This is a genomic window from Paracoccus mangrovi, from assembly GCF_042648425.1.
GTDB lineage: Bacteria > Pseudomonadota > Alphaproteobacteria > Rhodobacterales > Rhodobacteraceae > Paracoccus > Paracoccus mangrovi.
This window is the reverse complement of the sequence record NZ_JBHRXJ010000029.1, coordinates 1-16261: the sequence shown is the minus strand read 5'-3', so window position 1 is coordinate 16261 and position 16261 is coordinate 1. Positions and strand designations below refer to the sequence as shown.

At 57.3% G+C, this 16261-nt stretch carries 15 protein-coding genes and 1 pseudogene; 10 read left to right on the top strand and 6 right to left on the bottom strand.

Translation table 11 applies throughout. The features are described from left to right. Positions 1 to 1940 precede the first annotated feature (1940 nt). Positions 1941 to 2201 carry a hypothetical protein gene (locus ACFOMH_RS20195; RefSeq protein ID WP_377746730.1) on the bottom strand — a complete coding sequence of 87 codons (261 nt, stop codon included), beginning with the start codon at positions 2199 to 2201 and terminating at the stop codon, positions 1941 to 1943. A gap of 143 nt (positions 2202 to 2344) precedes the next feature. Then, the gene (locus tag ACFOMH_RS20190) at positions 2345 to 2629 is read right to left on the bottom strand and encodes an ATP-binding protein (RefSeq protein WP_377746728.1); all 285 of its coding nucleotides are present in this window, start codon (positions 2627 to 2629) and stop codon (positions 2345 to 2347) included. A 162-nt stretch (positions 2630 to 2791) separates the two neighbouring features. Here ACFOMH_RS20190 and ACFOMH_RS20185 point away from each other — a divergent pair. From ACFOMH_RS20185 to ACFOMH_RS20175, 3 genes and pseudogenes are all read left to right on the top strand, one after another. Then, positions 2792 to 2971 (top strand): annotated as a pseudogene (locus ACFOMH_RS20185) (major capsid protein); the annotation flags it as partial. 796 nt (positions 2972 to 3767) lie between these two features. Then, positions 3768 to 5321 (top strand): hypothetical protein, encoded by a 1554-nt coding sequence (locus tag ACFOMH_RS20180; RefSeq protein ID WP_377746726.1) that lies wholly within the window; start codon positions 3768 to 3770, stop codon positions 5319 to 5321. Between the two features lie 15 nt (positions 5322 to 5336). After that, positions 5337 to 6872: an AlbA family DNA-binding domain-containing protein gene (locus ACFOMH_RS20175; protein ID WP_377746724.1), complete on the top strand. Its 1536-nt coding sequence runs from the start codon at positions 5337 to 5339 to the stop codon at positions 6870 to 6872. 159 nt (positions 6873 to 7031) lie between these two features. On the opposite strand, the gene ACFOMH_RS20170 is transcribed toward ACFOMH_RS20175, so the two are convergent. Beyond that, the gene (locus ACFOMH_RS20170; RefSeq protein ID WP_377746734.1) at positions 7032 to 7805 is read right to left on the bottom strand and encodes a transposase; all 774 of its coding nucleotides are present in this window, start codon (positions 7803 to 7805) and stop codon (positions 7032 to 7034) included. A gap of 195 nt (positions 7806 to 8000) precedes the next feature. Here ACFOMH_RS20170 and ACFOMH_RS20165 point away from each other — a divergent pair, with 195 nt between their 5' ends. From ACFOMH_RS20165 to ACFOMH_RS20140, 6 genes are read left to right on the top strand one after another with little or no spacing between them, the layout of a single operon-like run. Beyond that, complete coding sequence (locus tag ACFOMH_RS20165; protein WP_374426323.1) at positions 8001 to 8246, top strand: FitA-like ribbon-helix-helix domain-containing protein; 246 nt, start codon at positions 8001 to 8003, stop codon at positions 8244 to 8246. Next, positions 8243 to 8662, top strand: coding sequence for a type II toxin-antitoxin system VapC family toxin (locus ACFOMH_RS20160; protein WP_377746723.1), 420 nt, complete (start codon positions 8243 to 8245; stop codon positions 8660 to 8662). The genes ACFOMH_RS20165 and ACFOMH_RS20160 overlap by 4 nt, the downstream gene beginning before the upstream one ends. Continuing rightward, positions 8663 to 11395 (top strand): class I SAM-dependent DNA methyltransferase, encoded by a 2733-nt coding sequence (locus ACFOMH_RS20155; protein WP_374426329.1) that lies wholly within the window; start codon positions 8663 to 8665, stop codon positions 11393 to 11395. Continuing rightward, complete coding sequence (locus ACFOMH_RS20150; RefSeq protein WP_374426332.1) at positions 11395 to 11685, top strand: BrnT family toxin; 291 nt, start codon at positions 11395 to 11397, stop codon at positions 11683 to 11685. Before ACFOMH_RS20155 ends, ACFOMH_RS20150 begins: the two co-directional genes overlap by 1 nt. After that, on the top strand, positions 11660 to 13837 hold the full coding sequence (locus ACFOMH_RS20145; protein WP_449301465.1) for a pseudomurein-binding repeat-containing protein: 2178 nt from the start codon (positions 11660 to 11662) through the stop codon (positions 13835 to 13837). Before ACFOMH_RS20150 ends, ACFOMH_RS20145 begins: the two co-directional genes overlap by 26 nt. Further along, positions 13830 to 15017 carry a GIY-YIG nuclease family protein gene (locus ACFOMH_RS20140; protein ID WP_374426335.1) on the top strand — a complete coding sequence of 396 codons (1188 nt, stop codon included), beginning with the start codon at positions 13830 to 13832 and terminating at the stop codon, positions 15015 to 15017. Before ACFOMH_RS20145 ends, ACFOMH_RS20140 begins: the two co-directional genes overlap by 8 nt. Here ACFOMH_RS20140 and ACFOMH_RS20135 read toward each other — a convergent pair. The 3 genes from ACFOMH_RS20135 to ACFOMH_RS20130 are packed head-to-tail and all read right to left on the bottom strand — an operon-like array spanning position 14968 to position 15844. Then, on the bottom strand, positions 14968 to 15567 hold the full coding sequence (locus ACFOMH_RS20135) for a DUF6441 family protein (RefSeq protein ID WP_377746721.1): 600 nt from the start codon (positions 15565 to 15567) through the stop codon (positions 14968 to 14970). The two genes, ACFOMH_RS20140 and ACFOMH_RS20135, sit on opposite strands and share 50 nt — an antisense overlap. Beyond that, positions 15564 to 15632, bottom strand: coding sequence for a hypothetical protein (locus ACFOMH_RS20600; protein WP_449301466.1), 69 nt, complete (start codon positions 15630 to 15632; stop codon positions 15564 to 15566). The genes ACFOMH_RS20135 and ACFOMH_RS20600 overlap by 4 nt, the downstream gene beginning before the upstream one ends. Further along, on the bottom strand, positions 15629 to 15844 hold the full coding sequence (locus ACFOMH_RS20130) for a hypothetical protein (protein ID WP_374427079.1): 216 nt from the start codon (positions 15842 to 15844) through the stop codon (positions 15629 to 15631). The genes ACFOMH_RS20600 and ACFOMH_RS20130 overlap by 4 nt, the downstream gene beginning before the upstream one ends. A gap of 3 nt (positions 15845 to 15847) precedes the next feature. Here ACFOMH_RS20130 and ACFOMH_RS20125 point away from each other — a divergent pair, with 3 nt between their 5' ends. Continuing rightward, positions 15848 to 16168: a hypothetical protein gene (locus tag ACFOMH_RS20125; RefSeq protein ID WP_377746719.1), complete on the top strand. Its 321-nt coding sequence runs from the start codon at positions 15848 to 15850 to the stop codon at positions 16166 to 16168. Positions 16169 to 16261: the final 93 nt, after the last annotated feature.

Sequence of the window (16261 nt, the reverse complement as noted above, 5' to 3'; positions counted from 1 at the left end):
ATGAAACGCGCCCCTCGCAGCCGTCAACGCCATGATTTATATGCGAAATATCACGATTACGACAGCGAAATCAGCGACTTACTTGGAGAATGTGGGCAAATATTTACATGACAAAACATGCTCCGTCGTCCCCGTAAGACTAATGGCATATCGCGGAATATTGCTGCTTGCAGAGACACCCATGCCGCTCAGGCGCATGGGTCCCGCAGTACTATGCGATGAAGGCGATAAGAAGACTCTATTCATTGAAACCTCAAGCCGCCCCCGCGTAGAAATCTGGAAGCTTCTGGTTATCAAAGATTAACAGTCGCCAGTCGATGCCGCAAGTACAGCTGAACAATGACGTTTGATAACAATAACAGGAGATGAGGAGATGATCCCAAAGCTACCCCATCTACATTCAGACGGCTCACAAGAGGTTAGATCGCAAGGATATTATACAGCATCCAAGTCGCGATATCGGACAATACCAACTATGAAAAAACTCTTCCGGTCCGCGACCTACGGCCGAACGACACTAGCAATTCTATTTCTGGCATCATGCAGTGGAAGTGCTGCCTATGATCCACAATATCTTTCAGATGTCAAAAATCAGAATGCCGCCAATACCATAAGATATACAACCAGAGAGATGTACAGGCGGGAGCCCAGGCACAACAATACAGACTTAGCAGAAGATTTAGCGCGAAAAATTCCACACAGTTGTGTAACTCAAGAAAGAGCCACTGCATGCCAGTCCCGAAATTCATATGTGAACACCGCGAGTGCTGCAAAGTTGCCAAGGCTCGAACTAATCTCGCTGGCAATCTATCCAGATGGATCATCTTGCAGCGCAAGTATATTTATAAAAAATGAAGGCGATGCACATGCGGAAGGTAAGATCTCTTCTATAAGAATAAGTGAGAGAACGGGAAGAAGAGTTTATGTAATGAGGTCGCGCAGCGAAACACTTAGAAAGTCTGGAACTGTAGAGCTATTTTTCAAAATCTGCAGTGAAGAAGTCGGATGGCATCATTAGATGATGGGTAAATGGCACACCTGGAACTTCCAGGACCGCCGACCATGGATACGTTGAGATCAATCTTTCAGCAGAAATATCCGAGACTTATGGAGATCGCAGACACGATAGAAAACAGGCCATTACATCATCTTACTATGATAGAGGCGTATATGGAAATGTAGAGCCGTACGGTGATCCTCGGGTTGATTGATAGCAATACAAGATATAGCGACCGGTGTTCCCGACAGCATAGCCTACACCATTTCCGAGGTTGCGGTAAATTAAGCGAATATAGACTTTAGTGAAGACAATGAAGCAGGAAACTATGGGACAAGTACTGCAAACAGCGACTCCTACAGGCAATACATCACTCTTCATACCACTACCGAACTCAAAAGTTATACCACTACCGAACTCAAAAGGCGGAGCCTCGGGGTTAAATTGGTACATCTAAATGCTCCTGGAGCTTATCGACCCAGTATATACCCGCGAGAGAGTTAGCAAAAATCATGCCCCTGAACTGCAGCCATATGTAAGAGAGCACATATAGAGAATAAAGAAAACTCAGATAACTGATAATTTTTAAGGGGGCAGGATCAGAGTTTTCTGAAAAATTTATCGGATGGGCCGCTAACGCATTGGTTGATGTAGCTAAGCGGGTAGGCTTAGCTTGGGATCGATCGGCTGCAACCGCTCATCGATTATCAGGGCATCGCCGTTCACAACGGCTGGATCCCTCTGCTCGAGCAGTTGTGCTGCACCCTTTCCGACGTGATCCGAGCGGATCAGCTATCGTTCCAGGCACACACGTGAAGGAGAAGTTTGGCCAGTTGCGCTTTTACGCCCAAGGCGGAACCGCCCGGCCCCGGGCGCTGGGCAGTTCGCTTTGATTGGCGGCGGAGCAGCGTACAAGCCATTTACCCTCTCTAGGCGTTCGCCGTTACAGTAATTTAGTAGTGGTGGCAAAGATCAATTCGAGAGCAGTTAATAAGGTGGCATCCGCCCAGAAACTCATATTTTCGATCTGGCGATGCAACTCTCTGCTGCTGAAGAGCAGAAGGGGCATACCCGGTTGGCTGAACAGTTGCGACAATGGGCTGAAGCGGGGCAAAAGCCGCCTGCGAAGCGAACCCCAGCGATCACTGCATTGTCCCAAAGCTCTGACAGCCCGGTCCCACCAAGTTTGATCGCGCAGTCTCATCAGGACTGCGCGATCAGGGCCTGTCAGCCACGTTTGGATTTGCCCTCCAGCTGGATGCGGTATGTCCGGTTCCTGACCCGATAAAGGAATTCGTCTTCGAGAAGATCCTCCCCGACGAACTCGTACCAGTCTGCAATTGGGCGCTACGATATCAACATGGTCGATACCCGCTCGTCACGGTCTTCAATCACCTCGAAGAGATCGGCTTTCTCCTGCGGTCCCATTGGTAACGAGGCGAAATCATCAAGAATCAACAGATCCAGTCGCGCAAGTTTGGTACGCAATTTCGTTAGGCTGCCGTCCAGCCGCGCGTAGTTCAGCTCCTCGGCGAGGCGCGATGTCCGCACGTATCGAGTCGACTTCTCGTGCCTGACAGCAGAATTTCCCAACGCACATCTGCGACAGCGCCTGACCGGCTGCAGTCGCATCGCTCCTTTCTCCTCTTTCCCGACAAGGTTTCCCCATGACCATCATCCGCAATGCCTTCGATGCCGGCGGCTATTCGCTGGCCGAGATGACGCAGGCCATCAACATCCTGCCGAACCTCTATACCTGCCTGGGCGAGTTGGGCCTCTTCTGCTTCGAAGGCGTCACTCACCCTCTCGACCAAGACCTTGGAACGGCTGATTCCGGCGAACGAGCGCATCGCCTTCCCGATCGGCACCATGGACACGTTCACGACCTATGGCGGTCCGGCGAACCTGCTGGAAACCGCCTATACCATCGGTCTGCCGCTCTATGCCCGCCAGCATCTCGACCCGAAACGGCGCCGGCATGTCAGCCCGCGTCAATGGCGCGCAGAACAGGAAGCCAAGATCGCCAGGCGCGCCGCGTCAGCCGACCAGAAGGCAACCGATCTCGCGGCGGGGGCGGAAGTGCTGACGGGGCGCGAGGCCGCGGTTGCGGAGAAAGAACAGGCCGTCGTGATTCAGGCGCAGCGGGTGATGGCACATCCTTGCCGTCGCCGGGCTACTGCCGGACGCGCTACGGATGCAGATCGCGAAGGCGCGAAACTCACTCGTCGCCAGCATCGCTGCGCTCGAGCAAATGGCCAAACGTCAGTTCCACAACCGAGACAATGAGGGTCCGGAAAAATAATTTCCGTCCGGAGAGAGACGAGAACACTTCCTTCCTGTGTTCGGGCGGCGGGGGAAACGTATCAAGCAACATCCAGGGTGTCGGGAAGAGGACATTGTGACGTCGACGCAGGCCATCCCGCAAGAACGGCGCGACGAGAAGAATACGCAGCACGAATCGTGATCGCACAGGGTGATCAAACAGAGGGCCGGGGTGCGGAGAAGCTGCATCCCGGCCTGTGTAGACGGCGATATTGAGCATTCGGCCCTTTGCGGTCATTCACCAGTAGTTCGACGAGCGACCGCTTTTGTCCATTATTGCTTGATCTCTAATAGAAGAGCTGCCTGGCGAGTTTCATTCACAAGTTGAAAGCCAGAGACCACAGGACTAGGCTCGAAATCACCAATTACATCAACATCTGGGACTTTATCAGTGAATACCGCCCTTTCTGATGCCCTCGCTCCATTATCAAAAAGGATGCACCGCGCTGTGCGTGACATCGAAATATTGCGCGTTTCGGCCCAGCTTGATGGCGAGGATCACGCTGCTTCGGCAGAGGCCGCGCGTAAAGAGGCGCTGAAATGGACGCAAAAGCGGGCCGGGCGATTGCTCCCTAAGGTCGCGTGGGACATGAAGGACTTTGACCTGCCAGTGGGTGGGCGCAGTAGCACGGCGGTCCGGATCGAGAACGACGCGCTTGATCTCTGGGCGCTGCGGGCGGAAGATCCGGACAAGGAAGTGGCTGGGCGCGTCTGGTCCACCGAAATCATCATTGGCGGCGAAGTAGGCAGCCGCCCGCATGTCAGCCTTCGCTTGATTGTCAGCACGACAGAGCGGGATTTCAACATTGAACCCCACGTGCCGGGGCCGGTCTTGCAGATGATCGAAGCTCCAGGACTGATCCGGGGCGCTCGGAAGCTCTTTTCGGAACCGGTGACGATCCAGACAGAAAACGGCGCCGAAGACCTCTGCGACCATCTGGAAGACAAGGAGCGCCGACTACCGATCTTCGTCATTGCAATGCCAGGGGACGGCGGCCAACCGCATATCGACATTACAGTATTGGCCAAAGCTGTCGCTGGCCTTGCCCGGATTGTATTGGTTTCTGCCGAACTGACTTGGGTTCTGACCAAGCGCTTCGGGAAGTATCGCTCGGTGTTCAATGGCGGGGTACGCGCCTATTTGCGGGGGTTTTCCGCAACTGACGACCCATTCCGCCATCGCCTGTTTATGGAAGCCGACTTGCGCAAAACCGGTGGCGCTTCCGCGTGTGTTCGAAGTCTACGTGCCTTGGCCGCCGAGGTCAGCATTTCTGAAACGCGTCTCGGCAAAGATGTGCTTGATTTTGCGGCAGTTCGTACTGCGAGCAGAAAACTTCGCAAGACCGATCTTTCCAACCAAGCCGCGCCAAATGAGGAACTCCTAAAGACTGCAGAAGAGTTGGTCGAAAGTCTGGAAAAACAGATCGATGAGAAAGACAAAGAGATCGACGGCTACATCGCAGAAATTGAGGCCGTAGAGGATCGCGCGCATGCCGCCGAGCAAGAAAACCGCTCTTTGTTATCCCATGTCAGGCAGTTGCAGGCCGCGCTGGCTGAAGGCAATGCGGCTCCAACGCAGGAGCCGCCTTTACCACAGGATTGGTCAGAGTTCACGGATTGGCTTGACCAGACCTATCCCGACAAGGTCTTGTTGACGCCATCTGCCCGGAGGATGGCACGTTCCCCCGAGTTCGAAGATGTAACACTGGTTGCGAGTGCAATCACATGGCTGGCAACCATTCAGCATGACCGCCGTCTGAATGGCGGGGGAAGCCTTAGGGATGTTCAAGTTGTGAACGGCATCCTGAATTCACCTTGCGGCGGGGATACCTACGCCGCTGACTGGAAGGGCAGGCGCTACGAAGTTGACTGGCATGTCAAAAATGGCGGCAACGGGCGTGATCCCAAAAGGTGCTTGAGGATATACTACTTCTGGGAAGCTGAGACCCAACAGACCATTATTGACCACCTCCCGTCTCATCGCCGGACAAGTGCGACTTAGTGGAGGCTTGGGGCGATGCCGCGCAGATCAATTGCGGACGAAGAAATCGGCCTGATCAAGGCAATGCTGCGCCGCGGAATGCGCAACCGTGACATACAATTCTATTTCAATAGGCAGGATCGTCCGGTCAACTCGGGCCGGATCACAGGGATACGATCCGGCGACTATGGACCAGAGGTGCCAGAGGCGACAGATGCTGCGTTAGATGCTTTTCTAGCAACCTTTGCGCCTGCAGAAGTAGGCGTTGTGATTGAGGGCGCAGAACAACGCGAGCCGACGCTGGCCGAGCGAGCGAAAGCGAGGTTCGTCCAGCGCGGCGATGGCAACTGGTTCCTTGCGGACGGCGAGACGTCCGAACAGGAATGCAAGGTGCAATTTGAGCCGCGTCGGATGGAGCCAATTATCCGTGCTATCGCAGCCTTGGCGAACAACAAGGGCGGCTTCATATTCATTGGCGTTGGCGATTCCGAATGCCGCGTGGCGGGAATGCCAGATACGGTTTTCCAAGATACAGACATAGTCAAGATCACGGACAAGGCGAAAACGCTCCTGACGCCGACCCCCTCGTTTTCGAAGGATATGATCGAGTTCGGAGGCCATGCGGTGGGCGTGCTCTTCGTTGAAAAGTACCCCACACCGCCGGTGATCGTCTGCCGCGATGCGAATGGGCTTGAAGACGGGGCGATCCTGTTCCGCTATCCGGGGCAGTCTGGAAAGATCAAGTTCGGCGATCTGCTGGCCATGCTACGCGAACGTGACAGGGCGGCGACACATAGCTTGTTGGCCAGTGCGTCGCGGCTCAGCGACATCGGAACGGATCGGGCCTTGATCGTGGATACCGCAAAGGGAGAGATGGATGCAGGTTCAAAGCGCATCGTGATTGATCGTTCGCTGGCCGATCAACTTGATTTCATTCGTGAAGGAGAGTTCGACGAACGTGCCGGAGCACCTGCCTTGAGGCTGGTCGGGGATGTTCATGTTGTGGATGCTGAGGGGCAGGTGATCGAGCGCGTTGAAGGCCGAGCGCTCGACGCTGACGCCGTGTTACGGGCCTATCTGAACCACGAAGCAGTCGGCGCCCCACTCGAATATGTCTGCATCTCAGCAAAGGTTCAGCAGCAATGGTTGCCCCTTTTCTACTTTGTCAGACTCGCGGGCGGGAATATCGATGGAGCAGTCGAGGCGCTTGCTGCGACGAATGCCGTTTATCGGGTCTCGAAGGCGAACGCCCTTCAACGCCTTGGTGGACGACGGTCCGCATTCGAACACCCCGGTGGCGCGATCCTCGACGTAGTTGCGGATTTGCAAGCGGGTCGCATTGACGATCTGCGTCAGAGGTACAACGATTTTCAGGTCGTGCGCGGAATTCGCGGTCTACCAGATGGATTTGAACCGACCGAACCAATTTTCGACCTACTTCGCAACATCTATGAGGGTGCGGGCAACAACGCCAATGTCCGGAGCGGTGTTTTCATCGCTGCCGCTCGACTTGATGAACTGGAAAGTGCAATTTGGGCTGGGCAATCAGAGAAGTCAGATCATGTTGACTGAGTATCAGCTGCAGTTTTGAGGGCACCTTAAAGTCGCAAAAGAATTGCGCTTTGCTGACCTTCGGGCGGAGTGCAGCGAATAACCGCTTCCCGCCCCAACGTCTCTTTGGGCGCTTCGCCGGAGATATCCCACCCTGAGCTGTCTTAGTTTTCGGTGGAATCAGTTCCCCGCAACCAATCTTAGCGAACAAGCCGCACCTGAAAGGGTCGCGGCTTTCTTGTTGTCGCCAGCAGACAACAGCTGAACAAGATGGCCCGCCAGATCAAGGTGATGGATGCCCGCGCCCTCGTCCCAAGTGACCACGATCTGCTCGACCAGCTTGTGCAGCTCGCCCGAGGCACGGCCAATGACGTCACCACCGGCCGGGGTCTCGGTCAGGGCGTCGACGTAGCTGCGATAGAGCGCGGAGATGTCCGCTGACATATGCACCACATTGCAGGCATCCGCCTCCGCTTCAGCCAGAAGGGTCGCAAGGCGGGCTGGCCACATCAACTGCACGGGGTCGAGATGCATGGCCGACGGGCAGGGGGCGATCTGGCCCATTGCCGGGCTGACCTCATCCGCCCGACGCGAGGGCTGATCGGCGACCTGAAATGGAAGGAGGACGAGCCTCAAGCCCCCCCCCCTTTGAGAAGTGGCGTCGGCATGGACCTTGCAGATCGTCGCGTCAATCAGCACGTATTCTAAGTCCGGGTCAGTGGCCAAGGCCTTGAAAAGGTTGTCCCACACACCCGCTAGAGTCCAGCGCCGGAAGCGGCAATGCACCGTGCGCCAGTTGCCCAGTTCCGCCGGCAAATCACGCCAGGGCGAGGCCGTCCGCGCCAGCCGCAGCACCGCGTCCACAAACAGCCGGTTGTCAGACCCGCCTCGGCCACGGTCGCCCTTCTTTCCGGGTAGAAGCGGCTCCAGCCTCGTCCACTGCGCGTAAGTCAGGGTTCGTCTGCTAAAGATCGCCTCCGTTTTCGATCTTGAATCAGAACTCAGCCGACATGGGAATCCTCTAAATGAAGACGCCCTTTAGGAATTCGCGAGGAACAGCGACACAAGAAGTTCCCCCATCAGTTCAACAGAGTTGATTGCAATGCAATCGCCACCTATTCTCTTTCTTGTGGCAATCGGAGCAGGCATATGGCGAGCATTACGATTCGAAATCTCGATGATGGCATCAAGCATCGCCTTCGCGTGCGCGCAGCAGAGCATGGGCGGTCTATGGAGGAGGAGGCTCGCGAAATCCTGCGCGAGGTAGTTGGTGATCTGCGCCCTCGGTTGGACCTGGCCCGCAGTCTACGTACGCGGGTAGCCAAGACCGGCGGCGTCGATCTGGACATTCCTGCACGTGACGCGATGCGTGAACCGCCTGCCTTCGGCCGATGATCATCCTCGACACAAATGTCGTGTCGGAGCTTCTGCGTCCGGCGCCGGAAAAACGCGTCGTTGACTGGCTTGGCAGCTTCGATGGCGGCGGCATCTACCTGACCACGATCACCGAGGCTGAATTGCGCCTGGGCGTTGCCATTCTGCCCGCTGGCAAGCGACGTGACGGATTGGCAGAGATGATCGACCAAATCATCCGCGAGGATTTTGCCGACCGTATCCTGCCCTTCGACAGCCCGGCAGCGATAGCCTTCGCAGCCATTGGCGCTTCCCGTCGTGCCAAAGGTAGGCCGATCGCCCATGCCGATTGCCAGATTGCAGCGATCGCGCAGGCGGCCGGCGCAAAGGTGGCCACCCGCAACACACCCGATTTCGCCGATTGCGGCATCAAACTGATCAATCCCTGGAAGGCCTGAATGAACGCCGTTGAAATCGAACAGGCCGTCTCTGACCTTGCCGAACAGCCCTTTGATGCCGAGGCGTTCCCCTTCGCCTTCCTCGAAGCTTTTGGCAACAAACCGACCACGCTGAAGAAGCTGCGCAACGGCGCGTCGAACAAGTCCGATCTCGGCGGCGTCCTACAGACCAACAACATCCACATCAGAACCTGCGCCCCGGGCGCGGTTGCCGAGACTCTGACAGCCCTGCGCGACAGCCCGGCGACTGCCCGCGCCAAGGCCAGGTTCATCCTCGCCACCGATGGCCACACGCTGGAGGCCGAGGACCTGACCAGCGGCGAGACCGTCGCCTGCGATTACATCGACTTTCCGAGCCATTTCGGTTTTTTCCTATCCCTCGCCGGCATCTCGACTGTCCGCGCGATCAAGGAAAACGCCTTTGACATCCGCGCGACCAGCCGTCTCAATCGGCTCTATGTCGAGCTGCTGAAGGATAACCCTGACTGGGGTCGGGCCGAGCGGCGCCACGACATGAACCACTTCATGGCGCGGCTGATCTTCTGCTTCTTTGCCGAGGATACTGATATCTTCAACGGCACCGGCCTGTTCACCGCCACCATTGACCAGTTCAGCACGCGCGACAGCACCAACACCCATGAGGTGATGGGCCAGATATTCCGCGCCATGAACATCAAGCCCACCGATCGCGCGGCCGCGAACCTGCGGCCCTGGGCCGATGTCTTTCCCTATGTGAATGGCGGGCTGTTTTCCGGCAACCTCGACGTGCCGCGCTTCTCGAAAATCGCGCGGTCCTATCTGCTGCATATCGGCAATCTGGACTGGACGCAGATCAACCCCGACATCTTCGGGTCTATGATCCAGGCGGTCGCGGATGACGAGGAGCGCGGCGCGCTTGGCATGCATTATACCAGCGTGCCGAATATCCTGAAGGTGCTGAACCCGCTGTTTCTGGACGGCCTGAACGCGGCGCTGGAGGCGGCGGGGGACAATGCCCGCAAGCTGCTGAATCTGCGAAACCGGATCGCCCGCATCCGCGTCTTTGACCCGGCCTGCGGCTCGGGCAATTTTCTGGTCATCGCCTACAAGCAGCTGCGCGCGATCGAGGCAGAGATCAACCGCCGCCGCGGCGAGACCGACCGCAAGACCGAGATTCCGCTGACCAGTTTCCGCGGCATCGAGATCCGGGATTTTTCGGCCGAGATCGCGCGCCTGGCGCTGATCATCGCCGAATATCAATGCGACGTGACCTATCGCGGCCAGAAAGAGGCGTTGGCTGCCTTCCTGCCGCTGGACGCTCAGAACTGGATCACCTGCGGCAACGCGCTGCGGCTGGACTGGCTGTCGATCTGCCCGCCAACCGGGACGGGGGTGAAGATGCAGGCGGATGATCTTTTCCAGACTCCGCTGGATCAGGCGCAGATCGATTTCGAGAATGAGGGAGGTGAGACGTATATCTGCGGCAACCCTCCGTTCAAGGGGTCGCGAAAGCAGAAGACGCAAGAAAAGGAAGACCTTGAGCGGGTATTCTCGGGCCTTACGGCGAAATGGAAAAACGTGGACTATGTTGGCGCGTGGCTAATGAAGGCCGCGCTCTACAATGACGCTTGCGAGGCGCCGTTCGCTTTCGTTGCCACAAATAGCATTTGTCAGGGACAGCAGGTTCCTATCACTTGGGCGCTTTTGCAGAAGCGTGGCTTTCGCATTCGCTTCGCGCACACTTCGTTCAAGTGGTCAAACCTTGCTGCGAACAAGGCAGGGGTCACGGTGGTTATTGCCGGTGTCGACCGTAAACACGATGGGCGTAGGTGGATCATTACTGATGATATCAGGCGCGAAGTGGCAAACATTAATCCATACTTGACGCATCATGAAATTGATATTGTCCCCGCGCATAAGAAACCCCGTTTCACGCAGGTTCAGATGGAATACGGTGTATACTACTCGAAGTCGGCGGGATTGATACTTGAGCCATCAGAAAAGGTGCGTTTGGTAGAACAAGGCGTTCCACTTCGGTTCATGCGTCGTTTTTTGGGGTCGTCTGAATTAATCAATGGAAATGAGAGATATTGCCTGTGGCTCGATGAGGCGGATCTCGAGGAGGCGAACAGATATCCAGAAATTGCACAGCGCATTGCTGCTGTTAAACGGGATCGGCTGGAAACAGAAGATAGGGCGGTAAACAATCTAGCAGCGAAGCCATATCAGTTCCGGGAGCGGAAAGGTGACGATCTAGTAAAGATTTTTGTTCCTATTGTTTCGTCGGAGAATCGGGAATATTTTCCCGCTGGCTTGTCTGATGGCTCCGTTATTCCAACAAGTAAGGTGTTCTATATTCCGGATGGTCCTTTGTGGGCATTGTCAATTATTATATCAAAACTACACCTTTCTTGGATCGAGACGATATGCGGGAGGTTGGAGTTGCGACTGTCCTATTCAAATACTATGGGCTGGAACACTTTCCCCATTCCGAAACTGACCGAAAAGAACCGCGCCGACCTGACCACGGCCGCCGAAAACATCCTGCTGGCGCGCGAGGCGCATTTCCCCGCCACCATCGCCGATCTCTATGACCCCGAGAAGATGCCCGACAACCTCCGCGCCGCCCACGACCGCAACGACGAGGTGCTGGAACGCATCTATATCGGCCGCCGCTTCAGGAACGACACCGAGCGGCTAGAAAAACTGTTCGAGATGTATACCAGGATGACGACGAAGGTGAGTGCCGAGTGATGAAGTTCGAATGTGACAGGAACAAGGCCCGCGCGAACCTTCAAAAGCATCGGATGAGATTTACAGATGCCGGGAGGGCGATAAAGCACAATCTATCGTTAACCAATCCTTCTCCTCAGTCGGATAGCCTGCGGGAGGAGCGATTCGTCACCGTTGCGAGGAATCCCGGTGGCAGGGCCATGGTCGTCATCTGGACACCTCGTAACGGCAACATGCGGATCATTAGTGTCCGGCACGCCCGCAAGAAGGAACAGGAGGCGTTTGATGCCCATCTCAAGAAATTCCAATAAGGGCAGTGACATCCGAGATGAGGATATCGACACGTCCGATATCCCTGAACTTTCGGCCAGCTTCTTCGAGGGTGCTCTGCTCACGCGACCCGGAACGGATCTCGTCAGCAATGTCATGAATGCGCGCAAGGCCGTACCCATGGTCTCGGTCAACTACGCCGCCAATGGCAGTTCGACCAAATCCAACGAGCTCGGCATGCGCCCGATGCAGGAGCGCGCCTACGAGAAACGAGGCGAGCAGTATCTTCTGATCAAGTCACCGCCTGCATCGGGCAAAAGCCGTGCGCTTATGTTTATCGCTTTGGACAAGCTGCACAATCAGGGCCTGCGCAAGGCGATTATCGTGGTGCCGGAAAAGTCCATCGGCTCCAGCTTCGCCGATGAGCCGTTGTCGAAGTTCGGTTTCTGGGCGGACTGGACGGTCACGCCGAAATGGAACCTTTGCAATGCGCCGGGAGAGGATGGCGGCAAAGTCAGCTCGGTCCAGGCGTTTCTGGACAGCGATGACCGGGTGCTGGTCTGCACGCACGCGACCTTCCGTTTCGCCGTCGATCGTTATGGGATCGAGGCATTCGATGGCTGCCTGATTGCGGTGGATGAATTCCATCATGTCAGCGCCAATCCCGACAACAAGCTCGGCGCGCATCTGGCCGCCTTCATCGCACGCGACAAGGTGCATATCGTCGCGATGACCGGATCGTATTTCCGGGGCGACGCCGAGGCCGTGCTGATGCCCGAGGATGAGGCCAAGTTCGAGACCGTCACCTATACCTATTACGAACAGCTGAACGGCTATCGCTGGCTGAAAAAGTTGGATATCGGTTATTATTTCTACAGCGATTCCTATGCTGACGACATCGTCAAAGTATTGGATTCGAAAGAAAAGACGATCGTCCATATCCCCTCGGTGAATTCGCGCGAAAGCACCAAGGACAAGATAAAGGAAGTCGAACATATCATCGAGGCGCTGGGCGAATGGCAGGGCACCGATGCCGCGACGGGATTCCAGCTGGTCAGGGCGCCGGATGGCCGCGTGCTGCGCATCGCCGATCTGGTCGATGACGATCCAGCGAAGCGCGACAGGGTTTCGGCCGCGCTGAAAGATCCGGCGCAGAAGATGAACCGCGGTCATGTCGATATCATCATCGCGCTTGGCATGGCCAAGGAGGGGTTCGACTGGATCTGGTGCGAACATGCTCTGACGGTTGGCTATCGCTCTAGCCTGACCGAGATCGTCCAGATCATCGGCCGTGCTACTCGCGACGCCGAGGGCAAGAGCCGCGCCCGCTTCACCAACCTGATCGCCGAGCCCGATGCCTCGGAAGAGGCCGTGCGCGAAGCCGTCAACGACACGCTAAAGGCAATCGCCGCCAGCCTGCTGATGGAGCAGGTGCTGACGCCGCGCTTCAACTTCACGCCGAAGGCCAGGGCCGCTGGTCCGGTCGAAGGGTTCGATTACGGCGAGGGCGGCTATGATCCGACAAAGTGCAATATCGGCTTTAGCGAGGCGCAGGGGCAGTTCCAAATCGAGATCAACGGGCTTGCCCAGCCAAGAAGCAAGGAGGCCGAACGGATCGTCAGCCAGGATCTGAACGAGGTGATCACCGCCTTCGTGCAGGAAAAGACCGCCATCGAACGCGGCATGTTTGACGAGGAGATCGTTCCGGAGGAACTTACGCAGGTCCGGCTGGGCAAGATCATCAGGGACAAATACCCGACGCTTGACGCCGAGGATCAGGAAGCGGTCCGACAGCACGCGATCGCAGCGTTGAACCTGACCCAGCAGGCCAAGGCGGCGATCACCGAAGGTGGCGGCAATACGGCCTTTGTCGATGGCGTGCGCCGCTTTGCGATGAGCGTAACGGAACTGGATATCGACCTGATCGATCGCATAAATCCATTTGCGGAGGCTTACGCCATTCTGTCGAAGACCATGGACGAGAACAGCCTGAAGCAGGTGGCGGCGGTAATCAACGCTCGCAAGGTGCAGTTGACACCAGACGAGGCTCGCGATCTGGCCAGGCGGGCGCTTAAGTTCAAGCAAGAACGGGGGCGATTGCCGGAGATCACCTCGGCCGACCCTTGGGAAAGGCGTATGGCCGAGGGTGTGGCCTTCCTGGCCCGAATGAAGCAAGAGCAGAAGAATGGCTAGGACGTTCACCGACGAAGATGACGCCCTTCTTGCAGAGCTGGGCGTCGAGCTGGAGCCCAAACGATCCGGTGTCCGCACGGCGCGCGAGGAGCGTATCATTGCGGGCTTCGAGGAGGTACAGCGCTTCGTCGATGAGAAAGGCCATATGCCCCGGCACGATGAGGCTGGTGATATCTTCGAAAGGCTCTATGCTGTGCGGCTTGATCGGCTGCGCGAACAGCGGGAATGCCGCGAACTATGCCTGCCGCTGGACCGACAGGGTTTGCTCGATGGCTCGGCGGGCGAGGTTGCCATTCCGAATGCGGATTTGGACGACGACGCGCTACTTGCTGAACTTGGTGTCGAAGCTGACGCACCGGGCATTACAGAGTTGCGCCATGTGCGATCAAGCGCGGAACGCAAGGCTGCCGAAGAGGTCGCCAATCGCGCTGTTTGTGCGGATTTCGACAAGTTCAGGTCGCTCTTCGATCAGGTGCAGCGCGAACTGGATACCGGCATGCGCGAGACGCGGCCGTTCGAGCTGAAGGCCGAGATCGAAAAGGGGCGCTTCTTCATCGTGGGCGGGCAGAAGGCCTATGTCGCGGAGAAGGGTGATCAGACCCTGACCGATCAGGGCCGCACCGATGCCCGCCTGAGGGTGATCTTCGACAACGGCACCGAAAGCAGCATGCTCATGCGTTCGCTTCAGCGGGCGATGAACAAGGACGAGGCGGGGCGGCGTATCACAGATCCGGCAGCCGGGCCGTTGTTTTCCGGCGAGGTTGAGGATGATGATCTGGCCAGCGGCACGATCTATATCCTGCGCAGCCAGTCGGATCATCCGATGGTCGCCGCGAACCGCGAGCTGGTTCACAAGATTGGTGTAACCAGCAACGATGTGAAGCAGCGCATCAAGGGTGCGCGCCTGCAGACGACCTATCTCATGGCGGACGTCGAACTTGTCGCGACCTACAAGCTCTTCAATATATCGCGGTCGAAGCTGGAGGCCCTGATCCACCGCATTTTCGGATCGGCGCGGCTGGACATTCAGATTCGGGATCGCTTCGGGCGCCCGGTAGTGCCCGAGGAATGGTTCATGGTGCCCTTTTTTGTGATTGATGAGGCGGTGGAAAAAATTAAGGACGGCACGATCACGAACTATATCTACGACCCCAAGTCCGCCCGGCTGGTAGAACGCTGAGGGCGGAATTCCAACAAAGTCCACAGATGGCCGCTTCGGTGAAAGCTGCAATGCGACATTCAATCATCTCGAACGGCAGCAAAGGGCCGTTGACTGACACACGATGATTCTGTTGTGTCCCATGGCTCAGGCTCGGCCCGCGACACCGATAGACGAAGCGAAGCCCAAGCCCGGTGCGTCGCTCCCATTCGCCCGGGGTGATCCGCCCGCCGCGCAGGGATTTTCCGGCGGCTTCCGCGGGGATGGCCAACCAGAACCCGTCCTTGGACCGGATCAGCGGCCCGGCATTATGGGCACCGATGATCACCGGCACCTTGGACCAGACCAGCGCGGTGGCATTCAGGCTCTCTCCGGCCTTGGGATAGATGGCATTCCGAATCGAATTCGCCAGTCTCCGCCCCAGCCCCGCCCCGGTAATCTGGCCGCGCCATGCGGTCTTCAGGCCCACACCCGCCTCGCGCATGCTGCCGGTCACGGCCTTTTCGCCTGCCTTGATCTCGGCCTCCATCATGGCGACCAGATCGGGATCGATATCGAGCTTCAGCCTCATGCGGGCACCAGTTCCACCGTCCAGATCAGCCGGTCGCGGTCCCGGATCGGCTCGCCCTGGATCACAAAACTGTCGGCACCGATGACGATCGTTTCGGCACCTCGACTTCGGCTGGCAGCAGCACATCCGGCGCGCCCGATGCCGCATCCGCTCGTATCTGGGCGTTGAACCTGACGGCCTTGCGGATGTCCTCCGCCTCGCGTTTTCCACGCACGAGGCCCAGTTCGGCGAACCAGTCCCCGACACTGTCCTGCGCGGCCTCATAGTCGCGGATCATCGCATGCTTCGAGGGCTGCAAAAGACGGCGACCGTCTTTCGCCAAGGCGCGGGACATGATCACGGCATGGACGTGATAGGCCTCGCCGAGCCGTCGCCGCTGATCATCCCCACGCAGGCAGATCTGGAAGCGATCTACCGCAAGCAGGTCGTCCGGCTGGAAGCGCTGCCGACCGGCAGTGACCAGATGGTCGCCGCCAATGCATTGCTCAGAGAGATGCTTGGCGAGGTGCGTCTCCTGGGTGACCCTGACGCGCGGGATGGGATGCTTGTGGAGCTTCGGGGCGAAGCATCCTCGCTGTTCCAAGGCGTTGATGGAACGTAACCGTCCGGTCTGGCCGCTATCCGTTCCAACGCCAGGGCAGCAGGTCGTCGACCTTGGTTATCTTGTAGTCGGGGATACGAGCGAGGGTGTCGG

What these genes read in the sequence shown, in the direction of transcription:
- ACFOMH_RS20165 (WP_374426323.1), top strand. Translation starts at nt 8,001, where the DNA reads ATGGCGAGCATTACGATTCGAAATCTCGATGATGGCATCAAGCATCGC.
- ACFOMH_RS20135 (WP_377746721.1), bottom strand. Translation starts at nt 15,567, where the DNA reads ATGAGGCTGAAGCTCGATATCGATCCCGATCTGGTCGCCATGATGGAG.
- ACFOMH_RS20145 (WP_449301465.1), top strand. Translation starts at nt 11,660, where the DNA reads ATGCCCATCTCAAGAAATTCCAATAAGGGCAGTGACATCCGAGATGAG.
- ACFOMH_RS20125 (WP_377746719.1), top strand. Translation starts at nt 15,848, where the DNA reads ATGCTTCGAGGGCTGCAAAAGACGGCGACCGTCTTTCGCCAAGGCGCG.
- ACFOMH_RS20155 (WP_374426329.1), top strand. Translation starts at nt 8,663, where the DNA reads ATGAACGCCGTTGAAATCGAACAGGCCGTCTCTGACCTTGCCGAACAG.
- ACFOMH_RS20190 (WP_377746728.1), bottom strand. Translation starts at nt 2,629, where the DNA reads ATGCGACTGCAGCCGGTCAGGCGCTGTCGCAGATGTGCGTTGGGAAAT.
- ACFOMH_RS20140 (WP_374426335.1), top strand. Translation starts at nt 13,830, where the DNA reads ATGGCTAGGACGTTCACCGACGAAGATGACGCCCTTCTTGCAGAGCTG.
- ACFOMH_RS20195 (WP_377746730.1), bottom strand. Translation starts at nt 2,201, where the DNA reads ATGAGACTGCGCGATCAAACTTGGTGGGACCGGGCTGTCAGAGCTTTG.
- ACFOMH_RS20160 (WP_377746723.1), top strand. Translation starts at nt 8,243, where the DNA reads ATGATCATCCTCGACACAAATGTCGTGTCGGAGCTTCTGCGTCCGGCG.
- ACFOMH_RS20150 (WP_374426332.1), top strand. Translation starts at nt 11,395, where the DNA reads ATGAAGTTCGAATGTGACAGGAACAAGGCCCGCGCGAACCTTCAAAAG.
- ACFOMH_RS20130 (WP_374427079.1), bottom strand. Translation starts at nt 15,844, where the DNA reads ATGATCCGCGACTATGAGGCCGCGCAGGACAGTGTCGGGGACTGGTTC.
- ACFOMH_RS20175 (WP_377746724.1), top strand. Translation starts at nt 5,337, where the DNA reads ATGCCGCGCAGATCAATTGCGGACGAAGAAATCGGCCTGATCAAGGCA.